The organism is Pseudoalteromonas peptidolytica (assembly GCF_012641745.1).
GTDB classification, from domain to species: domain Bacteria; phylum Pseudomonadota; class Gammaproteobacteria; order Enterobacterales; family Alteromonadaceae; genus Pseudoalteromonas; species Pseudoalteromonas peptidolytica.
The window spans coordinates 46,095-67,976 of sequence record NZ_WEHZ01000015.1 but is presented as its reverse complement, the minus strand read 5'-3'; the positions used below and the strand labels follow the sequence as shown (position 1 = coordinate 67,976).

General features: G+C 43.1%; 21 protein-coding genes. 1 reads left to right on the top strand and 20 read right to left on the bottom strand.

The annotated features are described in order from the left end of the window. Positions 1-322: 322 nt before the first annotated feature. The 4 genes from F9Y84_RS11415 to F9Y84_RS11400 form a co-directional block, all read right to left on the bottom strand. Complete coding sequence (locus F9Y84_RS11415; protein WP_147388892.1) at positions 323-1,684, bottom strand: hypothetical protein; 1,362 nt, start codon at positions 1,682-1,684, stop codon at positions 323-325. 81 nt (positions 1,685-1,765) lie between these two features. Continuing rightward, on the bottom strand, positions 1,766-2,896 hold the full coding sequence (locus tag F9Y84_RS11410; protein WP_167508209.1) for a hypothetical protein: 1,131 nt from the start codon (positions 2,894-2,896) through the stop codon (positions 1,766-1,768). 8 nt (positions 2,897-2,904) lie between these two features. Continuing rightward, complete coding sequence (locus tag F9Y84_RS11405; protein ID WP_147388894.1) at positions 2,905-3,615, bottom strand: hypothetical protein; 711 nt, start codon at positions 3,613-3,615, stop codon at positions 2,905-2,907. Beyond that, positions 3,615-5,390, bottom strand: coding sequence for a hypothetical protein (locus F9Y84_RS11400; protein ID WP_147388895.1), 1,776 nt, complete (start codon positions 5,388-5,390; stop codon positions 3,615-3,617). Before F9Y84_RS11400 ends, F9Y84_RS11405 begins: the two co-directional genes overlap by 1 nt. A 485-nt stretch (positions 5,391-5,875) precedes the next feature. Here F9Y84_RS11400 and F9Y84_RS11395 point away from each other — a divergent pair, with 485 nt between their 5' ends. After that, the gene (locus tag F9Y84_RS11395) at positions 5,876-7,768 is read left to right on the top strand and encodes a site-specific integrase (protein WP_147388896.1); all 1,893 of its coding nucleotides are present in this window, start codon (positions 5,876-5,878) and stop codon (positions 7,766-7,768) included. A 43-nt stretch (positions 7,769-7,811) separates the two neighbouring features. Here F9Y84_RS11395 and F9Y84_RS11390 read toward each other — a convergent pair whose 3' ends face one another. The 16 genes from F9Y84_RS11390 to F9Y84_RS11315 form a co-directional block, all read right to left on the bottom strand. After that, entirely contained in the window at positions 7,812-8,207 is a 396-nt protein-coding gene (locus F9Y84_RS11390; protein ID WP_147388897.1) for a hypothetical protein, read from the bottom strand. 140 nt (positions 8,208-8,347) lie between these two features. Beyond that, entirely contained in the window at positions 8,348-8,671 is a 324-nt protein-coding gene (locus F9Y84_RS11385) for a hypothetical protein (protein ID WP_128731777.1), read from the bottom strand. A 1-nt stretch (position 8,672) separates the two neighbouring features. Next, positions 8,673-9,494 carry a ProQ/FINO family protein gene (locus F9Y84_RS11380; protein WP_147388898.1) on the bottom strand — a complete coding sequence of 274 codons (822 nt, stop codon included), beginning with the start codon at positions 9,492-9,494 and terminating at the stop codon, positions 8,673-8,675. A 358-nt stretch (positions 9,495-9,852) separates the two neighbouring features. Next, on the bottom strand, positions 9,853-11,058 hold the full coding sequence (locus F9Y84_RS11375) for a hypothetical protein (protein ID WP_147388899.1): 1,206 nt from the start codon (positions 11,056-11,058) through the stop codon (positions 9,853-9,855). 22 nt (positions 11,059-11,080) lie between these two features. Next, positions 11,081-11,452 carry a hypothetical protein gene (locus F9Y84_RS11370; protein ID WP_125251948.1) on the bottom strand — a complete coding sequence of 124 codons (372 nt, stop codon included), beginning with the start codon at positions 11,450-11,452 and terminating at the stop codon, positions 11,081-11,083. Positions 11,453-11,727: 275 nt separating this feature from the next. Beyond that, positions 11,728-12,612 (bottom strand): hypothetical protein, encoded by an 885-nt coding sequence (locus tag F9Y84_RS11365; RefSeq protein WP_147388900.1) that lies wholly within the window; start codon positions 12,610-12,612, stop codon positions 11,728-11,730. 51 nt (positions 12,613-12,663) lie between these two features. Beyond that, the gene (locus tag F9Y84_RS11360; protein ID WP_128731781.1) at positions 12,664-13,395 is read right to left on the bottom strand and encodes a hypothetical protein; all 732 of its coding nucleotides are present in this window, start codon (positions 13,393-13,395) and stop codon (positions 12,664-12,666) included. Between the two features lie 11 nt (positions 13,396-13,406). Continuing rightward, positions 13,407-14,207 (bottom strand): hypothetical protein, encoded by an 801-nt coding sequence (locus F9Y84_RS11355; protein WP_147388901.1) that lies wholly within the window; start codon positions 14,205-14,207, stop codon positions 13,407-13,409. 32 nt (positions 14,208-14,239) lie between these two features. Next, positions 14,240-14,968: a hypothetical protein gene (locus F9Y84_RS11350; protein WP_147388902.1), complete on the bottom strand. Its 729-nt coding sequence runs from the start codon at positions 14,966-14,968 to the stop codon at positions 14,240-14,242. 8 nt (positions 14,969-14,976) lie between these two features. Further along, positions 14,977-15,789 (bottom strand): hypothetical protein, encoded by an 813-nt coding sequence (locus tag F9Y84_RS11345; RefSeq protein ID WP_147388903.1) that lies wholly within the window; start codon positions 15,787-15,789, stop codon positions 14,977-14,979. 174 nt (positions 15,790-15,963) lie between these two features. After that, complete coding sequence (locus F9Y84_RS11340) at positions 15,964-17,043, bottom strand: discoidin domain-containing protein (RefSeq protein WP_147388904.1); 1,080 nt, start codon at positions 17,041-17,043, stop codon at positions 15,964-15,966. Between the two features lie 78 nt (positions 17,044-17,121). Then, positions 17,122-18,189 carry a hypothetical protein gene (locus F9Y84_RS11335; RefSeq protein WP_147388905.1) on the bottom strand — a complete coding sequence of 356 codons (1,068 nt, stop codon included), beginning with the start codon at positions 18,187-18,189 and terminating at the stop codon, positions 17,122-17,124. 48 nt (positions 18,190-18,237) lie between these two features. Further along, entirely contained in the window at positions 18,238-19,275 is a 1,038-nt protein-coding gene (locus F9Y84_RS11330; protein WP_147388906.1) for a hypothetical protein, read from the bottom strand. Positions 19,276-19,286: 11 nt separating this feature from the next. Beyond that, complete coding sequence (locus tag F9Y84_RS11325) at positions 19,287-19,829, bottom strand: hypothetical protein (protein WP_147388907.1); 543 nt, start codon at positions 19,827-19,829, stop codon at positions 19,287-19,289. 416 nt (positions 19,830-20,245) lie between these two features. Next, entirely contained in the window at positions 20,246-20,986 is a 741-nt protein-coding gene (locus F9Y84_RS11320) for a hypothetical protein (protein WP_147391299.1), read from the bottom strand. Positions 20,987-20,993: 7 nt separating this feature from the next. Beyond that, positions 20,994-21,755 (bottom strand): hypothetical protein, encoded by a 762-nt coding sequence (locus tag F9Y84_RS11315; protein ID WP_128731790.1) that lies wholly within the window; start codon positions 21,753-21,755, stop codon positions 20,994-20,996. Positions 21,756-21,882 lie beyond the last annotated feature (127 nt).

Below are 21,882 nucleotides of genomic sequence, written 5' to 3'. Positions count from 1 at the left end.
ATATACAGAGTAATTTTTACATATTTAGCAATAAAATCATTGATAATAAACATAAAATATTGTTAACATCAGGGTACAGACCATGATGGTTTATCTAAAGTAATGCGGTTATTTTGGATAATAGGTATGTAGATTTTTTTGCCGCAAATTGCATTATATTTGAGCAACCCGCCTTATCAACTATGTGCGGGTTTGTTTTTAGTTAGCGCCATTATTTTCTTATCTCATTCACCAACTTTTAAATTCGCTTAAATAAAGCAAATGCGTAAAAACAAAAAAGGCCGCAACACATGCGACCTTATGAAGTATGTGTATCGCGAGCTTATACTAAGCGGATCTTGGTAATAAAACTTGGTACAAGCACATCAATTGCAGACCATACTGCAGCCGCTCTTTGGTTAACCAGCGGGTTAACACCATGCGGAAGTGCCGATGTAACAACAAGTGGCATATAAGGCGCGCTAACCAATGCACTTTCAAAATTTGACTTACCTTTATAAACACAGACTGCCGTATCAGCATCCATCACCTGTTGATTAGGCACACGTACAATTAAGATACCATCTAAAATACCGAAAATGTGTGGACCTACAGCAGCGCCGTCAGAAAGCTTAGTAAAGCCAGGTAAAGTTGCTGCCAATGCACAGACATTACGTCCCGCAACCATTGCCGAAATAGTGCCTCTGCCTGCATTATTTAAAATAGTCGCTTCAGCTTGCGCAATAGCATCTTTAAACCCTTGTTTGTGATCATTATAACTAATACCACTGGGTGCATTTTTCTTAAATGTCACCTCCCCCTGCGCTTTGGCTAATAACATGCGCGTAGCCGTATTCATTTGCTCTGAGTTAATGGCAGCGACGAGGTCTTGTGCAATTTCATCTTCGGCTACCATGCCAAAACGGCGGCGTAAAGCATAGGACTGCTGTAAACCAATCGTGTCTTTTAACGCCCATAAACGTGCTTGAACCGTTTTAGATGCAAACTTCATCCCTACTTTTGGAATGTCATCTGCCGCGTCATAATCACCACTATATGCAGCGGTAATGGTATGCTCCGCCTCTGGCGCATGCTTTGTCGATAAAGTAACCGTACCATTGACGTAATCAATGGTGCCTTGAATATCGAAACCAATTAACTGACCTAACCCATTGTCTTGCGCAACTAAATTCAACTCTGCGATTTCAACACGTACAGAACCTACTTGCACAGGCGCATTTTTTAGCGAGAAACTGTAGTCGCTCTCACCTGCTTGGGTTTGACCAAGTGCTTCACCCATCACATTTGACGTTGCAGACACACCTGATAATAAATCACCTGAGTTAAGCTGTGAGTCGCCGGATACAATATTTTTGAAGTAAATGGTGCCTTGTTCTTCATCAATTGGTTGAATTGACGCAATAGCAGATAAAGGTGAAGTACCGTAGGCGACAGTAAGCACATCCAGTGCAACATCTGGGATCTTACCCAACTGAGATAATGTGCCATCTTCTTCACAAAGCCGCTTATACACTTGGAAGTTTTCAAGTTGCTTACCCAACGCATAGACATCCGTTGTATTAATTGCACGCACTTTACTCAATAAAGAGTTTCTTTCTAATGCTTCGACAAAAGGCTTGTATTTCGTGAAGTAGTGATCTGCTTTGCGCTCAATTGCTTGGCCCGTTACGGTTTCTTGTAACATGGTATTGTCCTCAAAATTCATAAAAAACTATCAACAGCACTCGTTGGATATAACGAGCATTCATATTAGGAGTAAGCTGTATTACTGTGTCGACTCAAACAACGAGCTTAATCGACTTGTGCCTGTGTTATCTTGGCTATCTGACAGCACTACGCTGTCTTCATAATTGACGGAAAAGTTTGCATATAACTGCTCAGACAAAGAGCCTACTCGTGTTCGTGCAGTCGAGTATTGCCCACCTATTTTGCTTAACGCTGCTTGAACTTCACATACGCTACCTAGCTTTTTATAGTCTTCTAACTGCGCCATCATACTCGAGTTGAGCTGGCGAACTTCCGCCAGTGTTTGTTCCAGTAACTCAATATGCTCAGCCTGTGTTTTTGCCTGCTCATTTAGCGAATCATTTTTGCTACGCAGTGTCGCATGTTCGGCATAAGCTTTTGCCAGACTCTCTTCAACGTGGCTTTTCTGTTTCGCTAGAGCCGCAATAGTAGATGCACTCTCACTCATTACAGTATCCTTAACGGGGTTAGTCTTTAACGGGGTCTCATTCTTTTCATCCACACTCGTTTGAATGCTGGTATTGGCCAGCTCAAGAATGGACTGATGTAATTTCGCGGCCTCATCATCGAGCGATTCGACCAACGAGGGAATAGCTTGAGCAACACCTGGCTCTTGCACGAAATCAAAGGTTTCAAGTACAAAGCTGGCTTCATCTATCACCGGGGCATTGTCTCGCTTGTATGGCGTATAGCCTCCATAACCCCGACTAGATACAGGAAATTGCACACCGCCTCGAAGATAGGCGTTCAGTACTCGACCAGCTGGGGTATTTAACACTAATATTTCACCCATTCCTATGCTGTTTTTCTCATCAATCCATAATTTAGAGATCCGATGCGATGCCCTTCCTTCCAATAGAGCCTGATCATCAAGTGCCTGCGTATGGCCGATTGTGCCCAACATAGTTCCTGATGATATTTTAGCTTGGCTGCGCTCGATAGCAGTACGCCATAATTCACGCGTATAAAAACGGCCATTGCGAGATGTACCATCGACTAGAAAAAATGGCCCTACAACACGCGCCAATATGCCTACTCCATCTACCTGTGATGTTTCTTGCAAACCTTGTGTATGTTCAGACGCTTCACTGATCTGGTAGATCACATTAGACGTATCGAACGCGTCGATAAATAGTGTACGCTCTGTCATGCGCTGCCTCATTTAAACTCTAATTTTTCACGCAGTCGTTGTACAATGTCTTGCTTAGAATCATTGTTGTACAAATGGTGCTGTGAATCTTGCAACCACTGCACAGCATCCACTGTACAGTTGGCTTTGTTGAACGCTTTTCCTAGCTCAACCGGATGGACTAAAGCTAGCAAAATACATAGTTCGTCTTCTTGCAAGGGTAAGTTAGCTTCACCCTTTGTTGATAAGCAGTCTATTTGCAACCATTTCTGCTCAATATTGAGCAGCATTGGGATGGCGACATCCGTCACCTGCTGCCACTCTATGTGGTGACTTAACGTCTGGTACTCCTCATTCCCAGTGTATAGCAGGCTGCGTAGGGACGACACTGCATTTAACAAACGCTCCCGAACAATTAGCAGGCTTTTTTCATCCTGCCCGCTGATCCGAACAGCTAAATGTCGTCCCAAAATTTTGTGCATTCGTTTTCCAGCCGTACGACCATGAAATCGGCTAGCAACACGCATCAGCATCGCATTATTTACAACTGAGCCATGCGCTATGCACTCACTTCTAGCAAAGTCACTGGCGCCATAAACTAAGCGATTTCTTCGCTCAATAAAAGCATCCAAAACATCTTCGGGGATCTGTTCTGGCGCCCTCCCATCCTCATCAATCAAGTCAAGCTGACCCACTTCGCACAATAACAGTACCCGCTCAGCAGGCTTTGCAAACCTCATCACTTCTCATTACTCATTTTCACTCTAGCGTCGCGTTTTACTGATGTTTCACTTTGTATTGGCTCAGCATTATTTGCTGTTTTGCTTTGTGATAATTGCTGAACAGCGGTGTCTACTAACTGCCTTAGCGAAGCTTCATCCATATGCAATGCTTCTAATGGCTTGCGTTTAGGCTGGAGATTTTTTTTTGCTTCTACGGGTTGCTTCTTGGCCCCTGAAGCCGCTTTTTTTACGGGTTTATCGAGCACAACACTATGGGGCTCATCGGTTTCTCTAGTAACCAAAAACGGGTCTAGCACACCAACCATATTTAATTGACGCCTGCTCCACTCGAATACGGCTTTGAAATCAACTTTATCTTGAAAATGTGCCGAATCATCCAGATCCTGCATAAACGCCAGTAAATTTGATACAGAGAACAATACCTGTTCTGTTGACTCGAGCTGATCAAGCGCCTCTAAGCCCACTCCCTGACGGCTGAAATGAACTTGGATCTCTTGTACAGAACACTGAATGCCTTTTTTCGCTAAGTGCGTCATTGCAAGCTGTTTTAAACCATTTGCCAAGGCACCTTGAATTGATTTTACCTTTCGTAAGTAACGCGTATGACGTTTTTCAAACTCTCCTTGAGATTGTAAGGTTTCACCACCAAAGAGTAATTCAATCGGCACTCCTACCGACGCGCATACTGCTGCTCTAATATCACGGATACACGCGAGTAAATCATCAATATTTACGGTGTCCGGTACATCCATTCCCTGCAGCGTCCCCCTATCACCAAACACAGGTAACACTTTGGCTTTCCCTGCGGTGGCCATAATATCTCCCACCGTTGTCAGTGACTGCGCCTCACCGTTAAACGTGGTTTTCTGATTCAATAAACTTTCATAACGTCTGGCGATGTTAAAGGCTTCTTTAGGCTCCGTGGCGCTTGGGATCGACACCCCAACCAAAGACCGAGTACTTAATTGATGCAACTTACTTGCCGGCACCAGCGCTTCAAGTAGTTGAAGCTCCTTTAGTTTTGACTGTACACCAAAAAGCAGCGGTTTACCCACTCGCACATAGTTAGGTAGCATTTTGGTGGCAAGGTGCTGCTTATCTCGCACCGATACTCCCAATTCATCGCCCAGGTCGACACGAAGTTTATTTCGCCCAAGAGCAAAATGCAGGTGAGAATTTGCGGGTGTGATACGGATACGCTCTTGTTCTCGAACTAAGAATTTGGCTGGCATTCCATGACGATATAATGCCACTACATCATTTTGTGTAACATCATCGATCACTTCGCTCACGCCATTGGCATCAGCAATAAGACGTAGTGTGTAGTCACCATACTTTAGCAGATCTGGAGTCACATCTTCACAAAGTTGATCAAGATTAATCTCTTTTTGTAACGCGCTCAAAGCAGCTTCAACATCCTTGTTGCTACTATGGAGATTTACGATACAACCATGCTCGGGGTCGGCCACCAATACTTCATCACATATCAGTGAGTGCATTGCATCAACGAGGTAATAAGTGGATAGCTCTTCAACTGTACGGCTGTAGTCACGCTTGGTGCTCGCAGCTTTAGTAAAGGTACTCACCATTGCCAATGCTGCTGCGCCATCGGTATTACTTGCAGCAATTCGTTGTTCTATTTCTTCTTTTACAGCAGCCTGAAAGCCAAATAATGACTGTTTAGCAAAATTTGCTTCACGGTGATGAGTCGAAGACTCAGTTAATTTATCAAACTCAACAGCCTGCTTTGTGTCATACAGATTAGTATTCACTAAGGGTACCGCCCTAAATTCACGTCTCATTAGTTCATATAATTGTACAAGGTAAGTTACAACTACAATTGTACAATGAAATGGTTGGTTCTAGTTTATCAAGACTGATGCTGTACAACAAGTTGCAAGAGAGCTTCCAATCTAGTTTTATTTTAGTGCTGAACGCAAAGCACTATAAGGCAGGCAGTTACAATACATAAAATAAAACAATGCACATAGGTTAGCTGTACAACCTTATATTCTCTCTCGGTATCTGTCTAAATTTACGCAAGCAACGTGTCACCGTATGTATATGCGAGCCATACATTCAAAGCGGCTTTTCTATTAATATGGATACGACGTACAGCGAAACTCCAACTATTGTACAATGGTAAAATCCTCCTTATCTGTCGACAAAATACCTGCGCCGCAGTGTGTTATGCTTGATTAGTGATTGTAGCCCAAGCTACACTTATCATTATTGTATAAAAGTATAAGTTGCTCTCATGGCGTTAAAAGAATATCAATCGTTCAAAAGCAAACTCAGCTCACGGGGTGACCGAAGAGCATTGAATCTGCTATCGACTTTGAACCTATTACGCCATGATATGCTCATTGATGAGCAAACAATTATCAAAGCCTGCCTCTGTGCAAAGACTTTAGCATCACTTAAAGCGAGGTTGTCCGAGCATTTACAAGCCCATGCCTTTACTAAAAATTCAATCACAACTTATCGCAGCCGCCTCACTCAACTGGCAACCACATACAAACAACACATTAATCCACACGTATTAGATGAACAAGCCAATACGGGGCAACGTTTAATGCACTATGCCGCTAAATATTGGCCTAAAAAAAACAAAGGACAACTACATACGTTAATCAATGAGTACAGTGGTATTCCAATTGGGACAATAAAACGCTGGACGAGTCACGACGCGCAGCCAAGGGCACAGCATGTTGTAGCTCTGGCAAAATTAGAAACGCTCTTTGGATTGGATATGGGCACGCTCACACAGTGCGCTCGCATCAATAAGCAGCGCTCGCTAAGCAAGCACATTAAACCAAAGGTACCGTTACCAAAACAACAACCCGAAATCGACACCTTACCAGCACACTTGCAGTTACAAATTAACGCCCTGCTAGATTTCAAAAATAAGTTAGTCGCGCCGCCGCTTTCACAAGCTAGCTTTGCGATGAGAAAGCGCGAAGCGCTTCCCCTACAAGGCGCAGGGCGGTGGACAACAACCCCTGATGGCATCAACAGCAGCGCTGAAAACTTTTGCGCTCAAGTCTTACGTTTCTTCCGGTGGGTTGTGACATCACATGATATTGAAGTTCAGCAGCTTGATCTTAGCATGCTTACTTGTGTTGAACTCCTTGAGGGTTACACACACGCATGTTTTCGAAGTGAAGTGTATAACACGCTATTAGCTTTTCTTACGCCGCTATATGGCCTATGTGAGGCAAACTCAGGTTATTTAACCAGGTATCATGCTCCGAAGTGTACCTGGATACTCTACGATGGCCATAGCACGGAGCAATTTGATGGCCTCGACGACTGGCTGAGTCAATCCATATATTTACATCGACAAATTGGTACTTGGATCAGAGATACAAAACATAAAATCAATGAAAGGCGACATGATAAGCAAAGCAGTGGCAGTCGAAATATTCACTGGTTACTCGATAGGGCGGATGCAGACTTATCACAGAGTATGGCAGAATTACAGTTAATGATTGAAGCCATGGTAGAGTTTGCTGATAAAATAACAGAACCTGCACGACAGTTACTGCCTTTACAGGTGGCAGTGTGGTTATCACTTAGCATAAAAACTCCATTACGCATTTCAAACTGGTGCGCTATGCAATGGCTTGATGCACCTTTTGCAGCTCAAGCGAAAACACCCGTTTTGTATAAAGATGCAGGCACATATTATTTAAAAGTTCCCCGCAATTGGCTCAAAAATCGCCGTAGTCTTGAAGTCACTATGATTGAGGCTAAAATAGAAGATCCATTTACAATCAAACTGCTAAATCGATTAGCAGCCATAAGGACGCAATTGGCCTGGCCAACCATGAGTGATGCGGTATTTATACAAACCAGAGACAGCAAAACGCGCGACCGCGGTGCGCCATACACACGTAAGGCACTTGCCAAAGTGATCCAACAGTGGACAGCTAAGACCGCCAAAGCACTTTGGCCAGAGCGGTTTATTGAGAATGGCATAAACCCCCACGCCTTGAGACATTTTATGGCCACCTTTGTTCTCGATAAAACCGGTGATTATGGCATGGCAGCAACCAAACTGATGGATAGCGTGGCAGTAGTGATTAAGGTCTATGGTAAAAACGACCATGAAACAAATACCATCAAACTGAAGCAGCTTGGTTTATAGTGAACATAACCTTCTGATAAATAAAACTTTCTGACAGGACGTTTTAGCGATAATTGCGTTGAATCGACTTCCAATAGCGAGCTACTGGTGCATAGTGCAATATTTTACCAACTCCGAGATCTACTGAAAAAAGACCTCTGGTTCCGGACGATTTAACCCATCGACGCGACAAAAAGGCCACTATGAGAGATAAACAGATCATTGTCTTACCAGCTAAAAACAGCTTCACACAGGGCGAGACGATGTTTAAGATAGCGTGTATGTCACGTAAACGGTTTTGCACTTTAGGGCTTCTTACTCTATCTTTTCTTCGCAAACTTGCAACAGGCAAGGAAGTGGCCGCAGCCAAAGTTTCAAAGTTCGTGTGTAATGACTCAACCCAAAATTTAGGCTCTTCATATTGCCGATAGTTAACAGGGGAACTTAGTAAAATGTCCACAAAAGTCCTAATTAACGACACTAATTCCGCCACATATTTGGACGTAAAGTGGATAAAGTACACTTTTTGTTGACTGAGCTCCTAGCCTCTCAATCGCTGTTTAGTGGTACCCCACACTACGGAGCTGGTCTTATCGTTACTTAGCTATAGTCTGAAAAATATAAATCGCTACTACGGTCATTAAGCTGAGTAGCACATAGAAAATGGTGATAGTCCCCTTGCCAGTAACCGACTATTTTTTCAAAATAAGTAAAGTGTAGTGACGACTCAGGCTCTTTATCTTGAGAAGGGGTTTGTGGCGGACTAAACAAATCACTTACCAATTTCAGCTGTGTTAGCGAGTCATTGTGTTGATCCAGGGGTAAATTGAAGCTCATATTAGTAACATCACAGCATGTCGGTTGATACATGCCAATGCTATCGCCATATTGATAAAATGACGTGCAAAAATTATCAGTATTCATCTTATTTAGTCTCTACTTTTTGACCGACTGGAATTATCATCTTTGGTGCTAAGGTCGTAGATCGACGCTTACGCTTAATCAGTATCGTAGGTTTGCCCACTGTTTTCTTAAGCCCCCCTTTTGACTTGCCAATATTCGGTTTTGATAGTCGCTTGGGCTTGTCATTGATAGCTGCGTGAACTTTGACTAGTGAGTCAGATAAATAGGGCCGCGGAGCAATACGCTCACATAGATCTCGCCCATTTTCAGCCAGCAATTCGTATGTCTGTGCGGCGCTATCTTCTTTCGCGATCCGAAACAAGTAGCTAGCATATTTGTTGCGGATCTTAGCACGGGTAAGATCGCTACGAGTAAGCTCTGCTCGCATAATCCCAAGCACTATTTCACGCTCTAACCATTGTGCATAGCGTTCACTTTGCAACGCGTTATGCTGCTTAGTCAATCCAACAAGTTGATTAAGAGTATAAATCATTTCTCGGCGCGTGATTTTCCCATCTCGCTTACCATGCAAGTCAACCCGAGCAGCGCCAACGCCCCACAAAACGCAACATGTTAAATATCTTTTTGAGCGCGCCACATATGCCAACGTGTCTCTGATCACCTGCGCTGAAAACTCCCCTTCAAGTTTACGCAATAATTGCACATGTAAAGCCAATGACCAAGGCCGAGGATCTTTACCAAAGTGTTGGGGGTACACCTTAGATAAGTGTTTTTGTAATTGCTTTCGCGCATTTAGCATGACTGCTTTTTGACTGCTCAGTCTAGCAGTGATGTCGTCAGCTGGTACTTGCTTGGTTTGACTAGGTGGCAATCGGTTTTCCATCTTGCCTCCCTCAAACGTTTTTAGCAAAATTAAGCAGACACGTATATACGCATTGCGCTATCAGTCCTTTATTTACGATGCGCTTGTCATTTAAAGCAAAAATACAATAGTGCATTGTTCTTATCTCATTATGTTCACAGCAAAATAGCCGCTGCGATATCTCAAGTCTCATGTTTGATTTAAGTTGTACAATATAGCAACTTGGGTACAAGGATACGGTTATTCGAGTGCACTGTAAAGCATTTGCTAAAGCCCAATCTATTTTTTACTGCTCGGTAGTCTAATATTGTACAACTAAACTCCCTGCCTCTCTGTGTCATGTCTCAAAAGCATCATCGATGTTGGCCACCTAACACATTTAGACAAACAAATGGTCCGTATTGATCTGATAGCCAGAGGACTTCAATCTATCAACCAGGTGGTTTGCTCGGCTTTTAAAAGCACTTTCATTTAACCCTAGCCGTGATGCAAGCGCACCAACCGATACCCCTTGCACTAGCCCCATGATAACTTCCTGATCCGAAAGCTCCATATCCTGAATAACAGCTTTGTGCACTTTAGCTCCCCCCAGTACAACGATATCTTTATCGTTTCGTTGTATTGATGTTAGGTTAGGCTGCTCTTTTGTTTGATTATTTATTTGCAAGCAACCCGATTTGCCTTGGGCTTGTGCTAATGCGGCATCCATTTGCTGAATGCTAGGCGCTTGTTGCTTTGCCATCTGTCGGACCTGCGTCGGAATATCTGGCGCTCGCTTTTGAGATACTGGAGCGATTTGTTCATTCACAGATTTAGTCGAGAGATCAGAGGTAGTAGGCTCGCTTGTACTACTCTGCTGCACTTCGCTTTGCTCCTTCTCCGACTTTTTGTTTTTCGATTCATTCTGTTTTTGCGCTAATGCACCGTTGGTTGCCAATGTTAAAATCACAGCTAAAGGATCAAACACGATAATAATGGCAAAAATAAAATACTTCACCGCTTCGTCTTTATCGATGTTAAACATATCAGCCACATACAATATCGGACCTACATGTGACTTGGCTTCAAGTATGCGTTTGTTTAATTGAGTTAACACCTCAATCAAGCGGCTCTCTCGTTCTGCTAACACTTCCAGTTCAGGTCGACGTTCTCGCTGCAATTCAATTCTTTTGGTCACATAGGTATTCGGTACATTTCCTATTTCCGTATGTATACGCTCAATATCCTCACGAACGATGGCAAGTTCAATCTGTTTTTGCTCGACAAGCAACTCTATTTCGTTCAGTTGCTTGAGTGAATCTCCATAACCTTGTGATAGAAAACCAAATATTCCTAATGAAGTGATGGCCATAAGCACCAAGATCGCACTCACAAGATACCCTTTCATGGCTCTGCTAACGTCATCCCACGCGCGATAAACATAAGATGCAGCAACGAGTTTACCTAATTCAAGGCTTGCCCCCATAAATACCACTGGCCAATAGCTGGCAGAAAACATCGCGGCTAAACCTAAGATAGAAAAGTACGCCGCATTCCCTGCGATCAACAGCGCAGTAAAAGCCAAAATAGTTATAAAAATCATCATATTCTCCGTGTTTTACTGAGTACTACTCAAAAGAAGGGATAGTCATCGGCTGGCTAGATTGCGGCTGAATAGGTGTCAGCATCTCAATGACATAATCACAAGCAGCTTCAAAATCGAATTGTTCTAAACTCGTCCCAACCGAGTCATCTGCTATCGTCAACGCTACACAGCGCACACTCGCAACATTGAGTTTTTCGACTTCATTCCTAACGTGGGTGCGCAGCTGAAGCTGAGCTTGTTCACTTTGAAACTGACTTGGGAATAAGCAATACACTGTCGCAGCAGTATTGCACAGCCAATCTGTTAGTTGTTCACGGCTGGGAAACCCTTTGACTAACACCAAGTCATTATTCGTTTGCTCTATTCTATGGCGTTTAAATTCAGTGCTTTTCATTCATCACTCCTTTTATCATAGCCTGTGTAAAGGCGCCGAATAGGCAACCAACACTCTCACCACTGTACTTAACGTGCTAGTAATTAATATACTTGCTAGCATAACCAGTAAGCTGATACTGGCGTCTAATGCCTCAAAGCTCATCGATAAACGGATAACCCTAGGTTTGGAGTATGCCAGTATCGCAGTCTAATCAATTACGGCAACAAAAAAGCCGCAGTCTACATTCGCTGCGGCTATTGTACAACAGATATCGAGAAAGTGTATCTCTCTGTCTAAATTGCTTGGTAACCCTTAGCTAGCGCTCTTGAGTCAACTCCTTGGCTGATAAGCGTAGCCGCTGCGTTAATTTCGTCTAAACGCGATAATGCACGCGCATCCATGCCAAGAGACTGAATCATATGCCCAGCTACTGAGCCATCTGCAAATATTGAGCGCGTATCCATACCACGCGAAGTAATATAGGGAGCAGACTCCATGTTTGCTTGATTGAAATACTCAGTATGGAAACCAAATCGAGCCAGCAGTAAGTTACCCTTAGTAGTAAATCGCAAAGGCTGTAGAGCAATCGCCCTTCTTTCTACAGCAGCAACAGCAACTTTGTTTTGCTCAGGTAAACCGGTACTTGTTAAGAGCGCTTCAGAAGCTACCTGGGCGTGACTGATAAGCACTTTAGGCTGTATTCTATGCGTACCATGGAGAAGCGCAGCTTCCTGAACCTGAGATAGATTACACAGATACTCTGGTTTTATATGTGCGGTGTTATATAAAAGTGCATCCCTATTGGCAATGGAGTCAAAAAACACATATTCAGGTTTAATAGACGTAGTATTAAACAGCAACGGATCTGAATTAACCGTTGTGTGAATAAATATATAGCTAACTTTGGGCGACTGAAAGCTGCCAACTAAAACCGGCTCTTGAAGTTCACCAGTATAATTAGTTAGCACACTCCACCTGGCCGTATGCGCAGTTTTGACTGCCAGATCTGAATAATTAGCATCGCCAAAAAACAATAGCTGTTCTTGTGGATAGCCAATAAACTCTGTAGTGTGCTGTTTTGCCTTCACCCAATGTTGTCGGTAGCGAGAAACAGGCTTCTCCTCACCGTTCCAACTGTCGCGTAACGTGATCCCTTTGTATCGTAAAGTAACGTGCATAATGTCTCCTAGCCGTCAGACGCAAATGGTAGGTAATGCCTACCATCACAATCACTCTCCCAAAGCCTCTATTTCAGCACCGCTTTTGAGTGTATCCACAGAGGAAAGGCGGTTAAGTGCCGCTTCCATTTGTGCTTTTGCATCTGACCAATCATGAAACATATTGGTGAAGTAAACATCGATAAATTTACTCACTAGAGGTAAATTCACATCACTTTTGCTCATATCCAATCGTGTTAACTGCAACGGAGCCTGTGAATCGTGTAAGCCAACCGCCATATCAAAATATTTATAAGTTAGCTGCGCTACATCCAGCGGTGCAGAGCCATCCCAGATTTCATTAGGCCAATCCGTAATGTCTGTCTTGCTACGCACTTCGTCTTGATCAACGATGATAAATGCCTGTGCTGCGGTACCACTGTTGCGAATATCAATTGCAAATTTAGAGGTGGGGTTAAAGCGCAGTGCCGGCATAATAGGCAAACGCCTCTCTTCTGTATCAAAGTTCGTAGCTGGATCTCCCTTATCAGCGGCCTTTCGATATGTATATGATACGCCGAATTCAGCTAAAGGCAGTTGAGGTCGGCCCGAAGACCATTGGGTATACCCCACACTCGATGCTAATACCTGCTTATCTGCATCTAACACCACCAATAACGCGGGTTTACCTTCAACAATCCGCATTCTTTTAAGATCTTCTGAAGTATCTTTGAACTGAGACTGGGTAGCATACTGTGGCTGCTCAGATGCAGCCAAGATATGTGGTAGGATAATAAGTGACATACAAAATACTCCTATTGCATCATGATGCGCAGTGAAAGTGGCGTAATAGTTTCAAATTCATAACCCCGTCTTGGCAGCTCTATTTGCAAATCGGCACCGCTACCAACCAGGCCAATTGTACCAACTATAATCGGTCTTCTTTCAGGTTGATAATCATAAAACATGTGTGAAACATAGCCTGTTACTTTTGTGCCATCAGGATTTGTGGCACTCTTTGGCGCATACACTTTGTAGCTTTGCATTGTTGGTAAAGAACTTGATTCGCTGATCATAAACCACGTGGGCAGATCACCAGATGTAAGTTTGTTCTCTCTACCGGCCTGTATAACACCATTGCGATTACCCGCATTCCAGGTATATTCCTTCTGCCCGTCAAAAGAAAAGTCCATCATCCACGATGTCGTTACTCCTTCCAAAGGTGGCAGCGTTTGCATACCTTCAATCGCTGACTCCAACCGCACTCCCTCCGGCAGTATCAAGCCGCTAGCTCGAACCGACTGACCAAATACAGCTCGAGAATGGTTGTCAGTATGGTCACAGGACAATTCAATAGACCCGAGGTGAGGAAAATGAAGATCAAGAGAGAAACCATATTTTTCAGTTGCATCCGCAGTAACGACATCACCTTCTTTCATCGCGAAGGTGCCGTAAAGTAATTCTGCTGGGGTAGGCACTCTACCTACAAAACCATGCAAGTAATAATTACGTGCACCTTTGTTTTCTGAAGACGTGTCAATGTATGCAGGGCTGCCCCAACGATGTACAATTTCTTTAACCGCCTCATCATTAATCAGTGTGTTTAATGTAGACATATATTCTCCAAAAATTTAATTACTATGTGAGGCTAAAGGCCTGCGTCCAACATCTCTTGTGGGCTTTGCGTCGTGCTTACCGATTCAATACTATTTAATCGCGCTTCTAGCTCCGCTTTAGCATTGGACCAATCACGTAAAAAGTTAGTGAAATACACATTAATATGGGGCTCAATCAACTTTATGACTTGATCGTTTTGATCAACGTCTAAAGAGGAAAATCGCAACGTGGCATCCGACTGCTCAGTACCAACCGTTAACTCTAAGTATTTATAACCACTGGTTGTTACGTCAAACGGTTCATCACCACGCCACATCTCACTAGGCCAGGTTTCTATATCTATTCTGCTATATTGTTCATTTCTATCGGTAATCAAATAGGCATTCGCTATGGTGCCCGAATTTCTAAGTGCTACATCGAAATCCTGATATGGCGTAAACCTCAGCGCAGGGGTAAGCGGTTGCAAATTCACTGTTTGTGAAAAAGCAGTAACAGCATCAGCGTTGGATGTACGATATGTGAAGTTAACACCATGCTGACTAGGAGAAAGGTTTGAACGTTCCTTTGTTGACCAATAAGTCGTACCAACCGTAGATGCTAAAACGTTATTCTGCGCATCCACAACAATAAGTAGCGCAGGTTTATATTCAATCTTTCGTGTCAGATGAATATCTCTTGAAGATTCATGGATTGAAAGCTGAGCATAGCGAGTTCTGTTTTCGGCAGCTATCAATACAACCGGGTGAATAACCAATGACATAGTAGCTCCTAGTTACTTTTAATTTTCAACGATACTAAAGTTGCAGAGTAGATATTGTTTTCATATCCATCTGAAAGTTCAATTTCGGCACCACTACCCACAGAACCAAAACGGCCATACAAGACCCCTAACCTAGAAAAGTGGGTACTTTGCAACGAATTAATTGTCGCAATATGTTGATTATCACGATCCATCACTTTTTGCGTATCTCTAGCAGGGAAATCTAAGTTTTCAGAAATATAAAACCAGGTGGGCTTGAACCCATGTACAAGCCGCCCCTCATCATGAGCTGTCTTTAACGCAGCTTTATTGCCCCCATGCCAATGTTTTTTTGCGCTAGGACTAAATGTTACACTCATCATCATAGACGTATCATGGTGCTCTTTCACTGGCAATCGAATATAATGTGTATATCCTTTTACCAGTGATATTCCCTCGGGAAATACTCGCCCACTGACTTCAGCGTCAATAGTTGCCTGACCGGGAGAAGGTTCAGTATCAGCGTTACCACCTGCTCTATAATAATGCGCGTCAGCTGATAAATCGGTTCGAATACCAATCCAGCCTAGATAGGCATCAGCTAAATCGTGAGGGGTATTAGACACAAGATCTCCAGTTTTATTAATAAATGTTCCGTAGTACATTTCAGCAGGCGTTGGCACTCGCCCGGTAAACGCATGAATAAAGTACCGAGAGGCCAGTGAGCTACCATATTTGTGCATTCCCAAATAGTAAGTAGGACTCCCCCAACCATGTAATATCTCTTGTAGATCTTGCTTATTTAATAAGGTCTCTAACCTTGGTGCACCTTGATCACTCATCTGATCTCCTAATAACTGTGTCTCATCAATGCAAGCTATGTTCGGTGGACTGTTTCTAGCCATACATCATAAAATTTCAAGTCTAAGTAAACGTGCTGATGCACTAAAATATACACCAACCAGTATTGTACAATGTAAATTACACTCAACATACCACTAAACTACAACTTACTATTATACAATACCTAAAATATGTACATCGTTCACGCCGGTGGTGTACGTGTAAATAATATCGTAAGTGCCGTACCAATTCCTATGCCAATCAGGTGCGAGTACACCTGTAAACTGAAGGCGAATACTTTTAACATTGTGAATAGGCGTTGGTAGATAAAGGGTTTCCACACCGCTTACGCCTTCGATAACAAATGTGTGTGCACTAGACCAATTACCAGCTGCATCAGAGTATAAAAACTCAATTTGCTTGGGGCAACGATTGCGTCTTTGCGTTTCGCCTGAAATATGTAACCCAACCACGGTACGTTGTAACGTTTTAAAGTCAACTTGCAGGTAACTCGTGCCATTCACTTGGTCGGAAAGCCACAAACCACCACTTTGAAAAGCATGAAAAGGCAAAGTGTATGTCCAAAAACGTGCGCCACTATAGGGTGGACCCGCGTTACGAAACCCAGTGAAATCGCTCGAAACTAATCCGTTGGTACTGGGTAGAGACAGTTGCTGTGGCTTTTCACACACATCTTGATGCGGTTGGTGAATATAAAATGGCAATGGAACTTGATGCTGCTCAAGAAAAAGCCCCCGACCCATTGCAAAATCTTCAATGTGTTCAATTTCGAGATCAGCGCCCGAGCCTTTCTTTCCAACTGTTCCTACAAAAAATACGTATCCCCTCACACTTAAATTGGCATCAACAGATGCGACACCATCTAGTTGGGTCATCACGAATACAAATGATCGTAGTTCGCCAGTGTGCAGATACAAGGGAAAAACACCTCCTTCTGTTTCCTGTGGCCATCTAAATGACATAATACCTTCGTCATTGACCTCAAGCCGTGGCATATCTCGATAAGCAGCAGGTTTGTGCCCTGCACTCAACATCAAATTGATGTCATTTTTACTAAGGCCGTTATTAAGCCTCAAGTACGCTGCAAGCTCTTCAACTGGTCGAGAATCTAAACAAAACAACGCACCTTGGCTCAGGTCATTATGCCAAAGTGTTTTATCAAACGTTGGTAAGTTTGCGTTTAAGTCTGTCGCTAGCTTTTTTTTATTAACCCAGTAATATTGGGACACCACGAGATCTCCTTTACATATTCAGCGAGCGCAAAACGCACCAGAGCCTCTGTATTCCTGACCTTAACCCGCTACAAAACCTTATACAACACCTAGAACACGAACATCACTGATACCGATTGTACGGGTGAAAATTCGTCCAGGCCCGTAACGGTTTTTATGTGAATCAGGATTCAATACATCATTAAACTTCAGGCGCACACCTTTCACATTTTTTACCGGCTCTGGTAAATATAGAGTTTCAATACCTCGTGTACCTTGAATAAAAAATGTATGGACACTGTGCCATACGCCCTGAGCATCAATACAAATAAACTCTATCTTTTTTGGACAACGGTTACGTCGCCCTATCTGTCCCGCAATATACATTCCAGAAATAGAGCGCTGAATGGTTTCAAAGTTAACCTGCAAATGACCATTTAAAGCACTTGAAAGCCACAAACTTCTTTGAAACGCAGAATAAGGTGGTGTTGACACACCACGCGGTGCTCCACTATACAATGGCCCCGAATTATTTACACCTTGATAATCTCTGGTAGTCATACCATTAGTACCAGGTAAAGATAATGCCTGTGGATGAGTACTTTTATCGGCATGGGGCTGATGGATGAAAAATGGCATATCAATGCTATTATTCTCCATAAAAAGCGCGCCTCCTACCTCATATTCAGAGATTTCCTCAAGCTCCAAATCGGCGCCAGAGCCTTTGCCACCGACTGTGCCTGCAAAAAATACGTAAGCCCTAGCACTTAAGTTGGAGTCAACTGAAGCATACGGGCTTACCCTTGTCATCAGTAAAAAAAATGACTGAACGGGCCCCGCTTCTAACTGTAGTGGATAAATCGCTTGGTTCGTTTCTTGTGGCCAAATAAATGATATTTTACCGTTGTCACTGACGACCAATTCAGGCATCTGCCTGTACGATACAGGCTTATACCCAGATACTAACATAGCATTGATTTGAGCCGCATTAAGACCATTTTCTAGCCTCAACTCATCCGCTAGTGCTTCAACAGGCCTAGCATCGAAACAAAAGAGCGCCCCCTGATCTGAGGTACCTCCCCAAGCCGTACCTGTAAAAGTAGGTAAGTATGAAGCTAAATCAGCTCCTAGTTTGCGCTTATTTATCCAATAATGTGTGGATACCATAATCTCTCCATTCTTGGTATAACACGGAAATAGGCAACCAAGTTCGTGCTAAACACAACCTAGTACAATCATTTGCTCTATCGCGATGTGATAGTAGTAGTTGTAACGACCTGACCAACGGTTATAGACTCTGTCTTTAGCAAGTGATTCGATCAGTTCAAATCGCATGCTGACCACGCCTTTTAGGGGGTCTGGGAATGTAAGGGTAACAATGCCATTTGAACCTGTATTATCAAATGTGGGACCTGTTCGCTCAACGCCATCGGCCAATGTATAAAAGACCTTGATTATCCTAGGTAAGCGATAACGCCAATTAAGCTGACCTTCAACAAACAAGCCTGTAATTTCTTTTTGTGGCTCTTTGAAATCAACTTTAACATAGCTGCCACCAGAGGCCGCCGTAGTCCCCCAAACACCTCCAACCTTAAATGGACGCCAATAATTGCTACTTGGATTTGTTGAGCAATTAGCCACACGAATACCATTTGTTCCAATTAAAGACAGCGGCTGTGGCGCATTCAGACGGTCAATATGCGCGTTATAAATATTAAATGGTGTAGTTACTTTATTATCTGGTACATACAAGGGTCGACCATTTTTATATTCATCGACCTTTTCAATTTCCAGCTCGGCACCACTTCCTTTCGTACCAACTGAACCCACGAAAAAAATATGTGTTCGAACGCTCAGCTGGCTATCTAACGTAGCCCTATCACTAGTATTACTCATTAAAAAAGCAAATGACTTAACCTCCCCTTCTTCCAATTGCGGAGGGTAGCAAAGGTAGCGCTGTGCATCAGGCCAAGAAAACGTAATGCCACCAGAACCATCGATAGCTATTTGTGCGCGATCACGCCAGCCCATTGGTTTCGATGGTTGCGTGAGCATATTATTAACCTGCGTTTTACTTAGCCCATTTTGATGGCGTAAATATGCTGCAAGCGCTTCAGGTTCTCTGCTATCGAGCAAAAACAACGCGCCTTCATTGTGGTCACTAGACCAGCTTGAGTCTTTAAATGTTGGCAGATATTCACTGAGACAGTTGACTAGCATTTGGCTGCTAATCCAGTAGTGGGCAGCGGTCATGAATATACTCCTTATAAGGGGACTCTTACAGGTAACATATTGACAGGATCTGGCGCCTGCCCTTGATCAGAACTCTCAGTTATCACCAGCAAGTCCTTGCTAGAAACAGTATCGCCGACACCAACTGAGCCTAAAAACTCGATGCCACCGGTTACATTTTCCACCTGCTCCCAGTCACCCTCAAGAACAGCAAACCATGTTGGTATTGGCAACGGTTCGCTCGCACTATAAAGCTTGCTAGCCACTTTGTGAGATAATGACGCTTCATCATTAGCTTGGCTGTATAAAAGGTTTGTAACTAATGCAGATTTGTTCCAATTAGGCGTTCCGTACTCTACCGAATCGGTGTAAGACAGAGATTTACCAGATAAAATTGGAATTAACTCATACGTCGCGATGAAATCACTGCTACGTGCTTTTAAAACCTGCAACATATCCTCTTCTGATAGTCCCATGTCAAAAGCTGGTAATGCCCCTGAAAAAAGCATCAATCTGCGTTTGGAGTGATTTAAAAACAACAAAGTTTTTAAAACCGTTGAGTAGTTTGTTATCACCGTATTCCCCTAAAAATAGTGCTACTGGCCTTTACCCTCAGCCCTAAATGTCATTCTATACATACCCGCCTAACTACTAGGTTTGTTTTGAGCCAAGAAGGCTTTTTTGGTAGCACCGCTACCGAAATCTGCTGTCGACAAAAGATTTAGATCTATGTAGATAAAGCAAAAATTCCGTTATTGAGCTGCGCTAAATGAGAAAATTTTAACGCGGCTATCGCCAGGTTTATACCAATTTTCTTAATTAAGTAGTCTATTTTGAGGCGAGAAAACCTTGTCGATAACCAGGCAAAAATTTTGCTATTTAGTTGTTCTAAATAAGAAACTTTTAACGCTGTTAGCGTCAGATTTACTCCTTCAAATTGAGCAAGTATTAAGTCAAGTTGGTATTACTCTTTAAAAATGCTTAACTGATATTACAGATTAGTATCAGCCAATTGCGCATCAATGCTTGATTGGTCAACACCCAGCTCAGCTATGGTAGACAACAACGCTTTAAGCTCTGTATTTGTTTGCGTCCAGTCACCCAACAAATTTCTAAAACAAATATGGAGCGCTTTGCCCGCAACATGTACTGTGTGGCTATCAGGGTCAAGTTCAAGCTCGGTGAGTCTTACGTCTGTATACGCACTTATCTCTCCAATGCTCAGTTCTAAGGTAGGTAAGTCGCTTAGCGCTCGATTAAATTGCCCTTCGTTGAATAGAGCATCATGCCACCCCAAAGTCACCTTTTTACTAAAGTACTCTTTATTATCAACAACTAAATAGGATTTTGTCGCGACTCCTTTTGCTAGGATCCGCTCCGCTGACACCGCATTAGACGTAAACACAAGCGTAGGAAGGACGGGCTTAATGGGAGTATTGTACTGGCTCAGCACGGGCTGCTGAGCTTGTTCTGACATTTGTTCATAAAAATAAAACCCGCTTAAATCATGCTCATTTCCTTGTCTTTCTTGAGACATATTCCAATGGGTTTCACCTACAGTTGTAAGTAATACCGTACCATTCTCGTCTGTAATCACCAGCATGGCCGGCTTGTTTTCTAATAGTCGTGTCAATGCAATATTTGGATCACTTTGTTTAAACGCGCTCTGTGTCGCCTCATTCATCGACTCTGACTGGTAGACAAGCATAGGATTTAACATTATCGCCATCATTGTGCTCCTAAGTTGTGATTATACGTAAACCAGCCATCCGGATATGTGAATTAAATCCGGTTGCGCCTGAAATCAGTTCAAGATCTGAGTTAGTGCCCATCGCACCCACATTTCCGACAATTAGAGGTAACGCACTGGTTTGCATATCAACATGCAAAGATTCTATCACTGCAGTGTTATCCAATGAGTGTGGGTTTTGTACAACTCGTGTTTTCCAGCGAGGTCGGTTTTCGCTCTCCGAAATATAAAACCAAGTCGCCCCAGTGGTATTTAACCCTCCAGACAGCGCTTCTTGGCTAAGCCACCCGAGATTCCCATTTGACAGCACGAGCGTTTTAGTTGATTTAAAAGACCAATCTAACATCCAAGACTGCGTAGCCATTGATGCAACGGGAAGCGGTGACAAGGCAGTATAACTTGAAGCGATAGATACCTGCTCTGGCCATATACGACCTGTCGATTTGACACTTTTATTTATGACACTCTCACCAACAGCCGTCGCAACGTTAAAGCTACCTAAATAGCGCTGCTCCAGCGTAAGCGGCATATCGCGATGGCTATCTCCTACTCTGTCAATAAATGTGCCGTGTAAAACCTCACTTTGAGTAGGGATGCGGCCACAAAATAAATGTACAAAATACTGCCTTTGTGCTGTATTTGCTACATTCGCATTCGAAGGCGTTGCAAATGCTGGACACCCCCAACCGTGTAAGATCTGGCGCAACGTGTCATCAGGTAAAAGTGATGATACCTCATAGCTATCAGCCATATAGTCTCCTAGGCGTTATATCTGAATAACAGTTCACAACAAGTTATTTAATAGCGTCATGCTAGACCCTAGTTACTAACATAAGCACATCATACTTGTGCTACTTAATTCTACGATAAACAAATGT

Coding starts and splice junctions, on each gene's coding strand:
- F9Y84_RS11415 (WP_147388892.1), bottom strand. CDS start 1,684: ATGTTACAAGAAACCGTAACGGGCCAAGCAATTGAGCGCAAAGCAGAT.
- F9Y84_RS11410 (WP_167508209.1), bottom strand. CDS start 2,896: ATGACAGAGCGTACACTATTTATCGACGCGTTCGATACGTCTAATGTG.
- F9Y84_RS11405 (WP_147388894.1), bottom strand. CDS start 3,615: ATGAGGTTTGCAAAGCCTGCTGAGCGGGTACTGTTATTGTGCGAAGTG.
- F9Y84_RS11395 (WP_147388896.1), top strand. CDS start 5,876: ATGGCGTTAAAAGAATATCAATCGTTCAAAAGCAAACTCAGCTCACGG.
- F9Y84_RS11385 (WP_128731777.1), bottom strand. CDS start 8,671: ATGAATACTGATAATTTTTGCACGTCATTTTATCAATATGGCGATAGC.
- F9Y84_RS11380 (WP_147388898.1), bottom strand. CDS start 9,494: ATGGAAAACCGATTGCCACCTAGTCAAACCAAGCAAGTACCAGCTGAC.
- F9Y84_RS11375 (WP_147388899.1), bottom strand. CDS start 11,058: ATGATGATTTTTATAACTATTTTGGCTTTTACTGCGCTGTTGATCGCA.
- F9Y84_RS11370 (WP_125251948.1), bottom strand. CDS start 11,452: ATGAAAAGCACTGAATTTAAACGCCATAGAATAGAGCAAACGAATAAT.
- F9Y84_RS11365 (WP_147388900.1), bottom strand. CDS start 12,612: ATGCACGTTACTTTACGATACAAAGGGATCACGTTACGCGACAGTTGG.
- F9Y84_RS11360 (WP_128731781.1), bottom strand. CDS start 13,395: ATGTCACTTATTATCCTACCACATATCTTGGCTGCATCTGAGCAGCCA.
- F9Y84_RS11355 (WP_147388901.1), bottom strand. CDS start 14,207: ATGTCTACATTAAACACACTGATTAATGATGAGGCGGTTAAAGAAATT.
- F9Y84_RS11350 (WP_147388902.1), bottom strand. CDS start 14,968: ATGTCATTGGTTATTCACCCGGTTGTATTGATAGCTGCCGAAAACAGA.
- F9Y84_RS11345 (WP_147388903.1), bottom strand. CDS start 15,789: ATGAGTGATCAAGGTGCACCAAGGTTAGAGACCTTATTAAATAAGCAA.
- F9Y84_RS11335 (WP_147388905.1), bottom strand. CDS start 18,189: ATGGTATCCACACATTATTGGATAAATAAGCGCAAACTAGGAGCTGAT.
- F9Y84_RS11330 (WP_147388906.1), bottom strand. CDS start 19,275: ATGACCGCTGCCCACTACTGGATTAGCAGCCAAATGCTAGTCAACTGT.
- F9Y84_RS11320 (WP_147391299.1), bottom strand. CDS start 20,986: ATGATGGCGATAATGTTAAATCCTATGCTTGTCTACCAGTCAGAGTCG.
- F9Y84_RS11315 (WP_128731790.1), bottom strand. CDS start 21,755: ATGGCTGATAGCTATGAGGTATCATCACTTTTACCTGATGACACGTTG.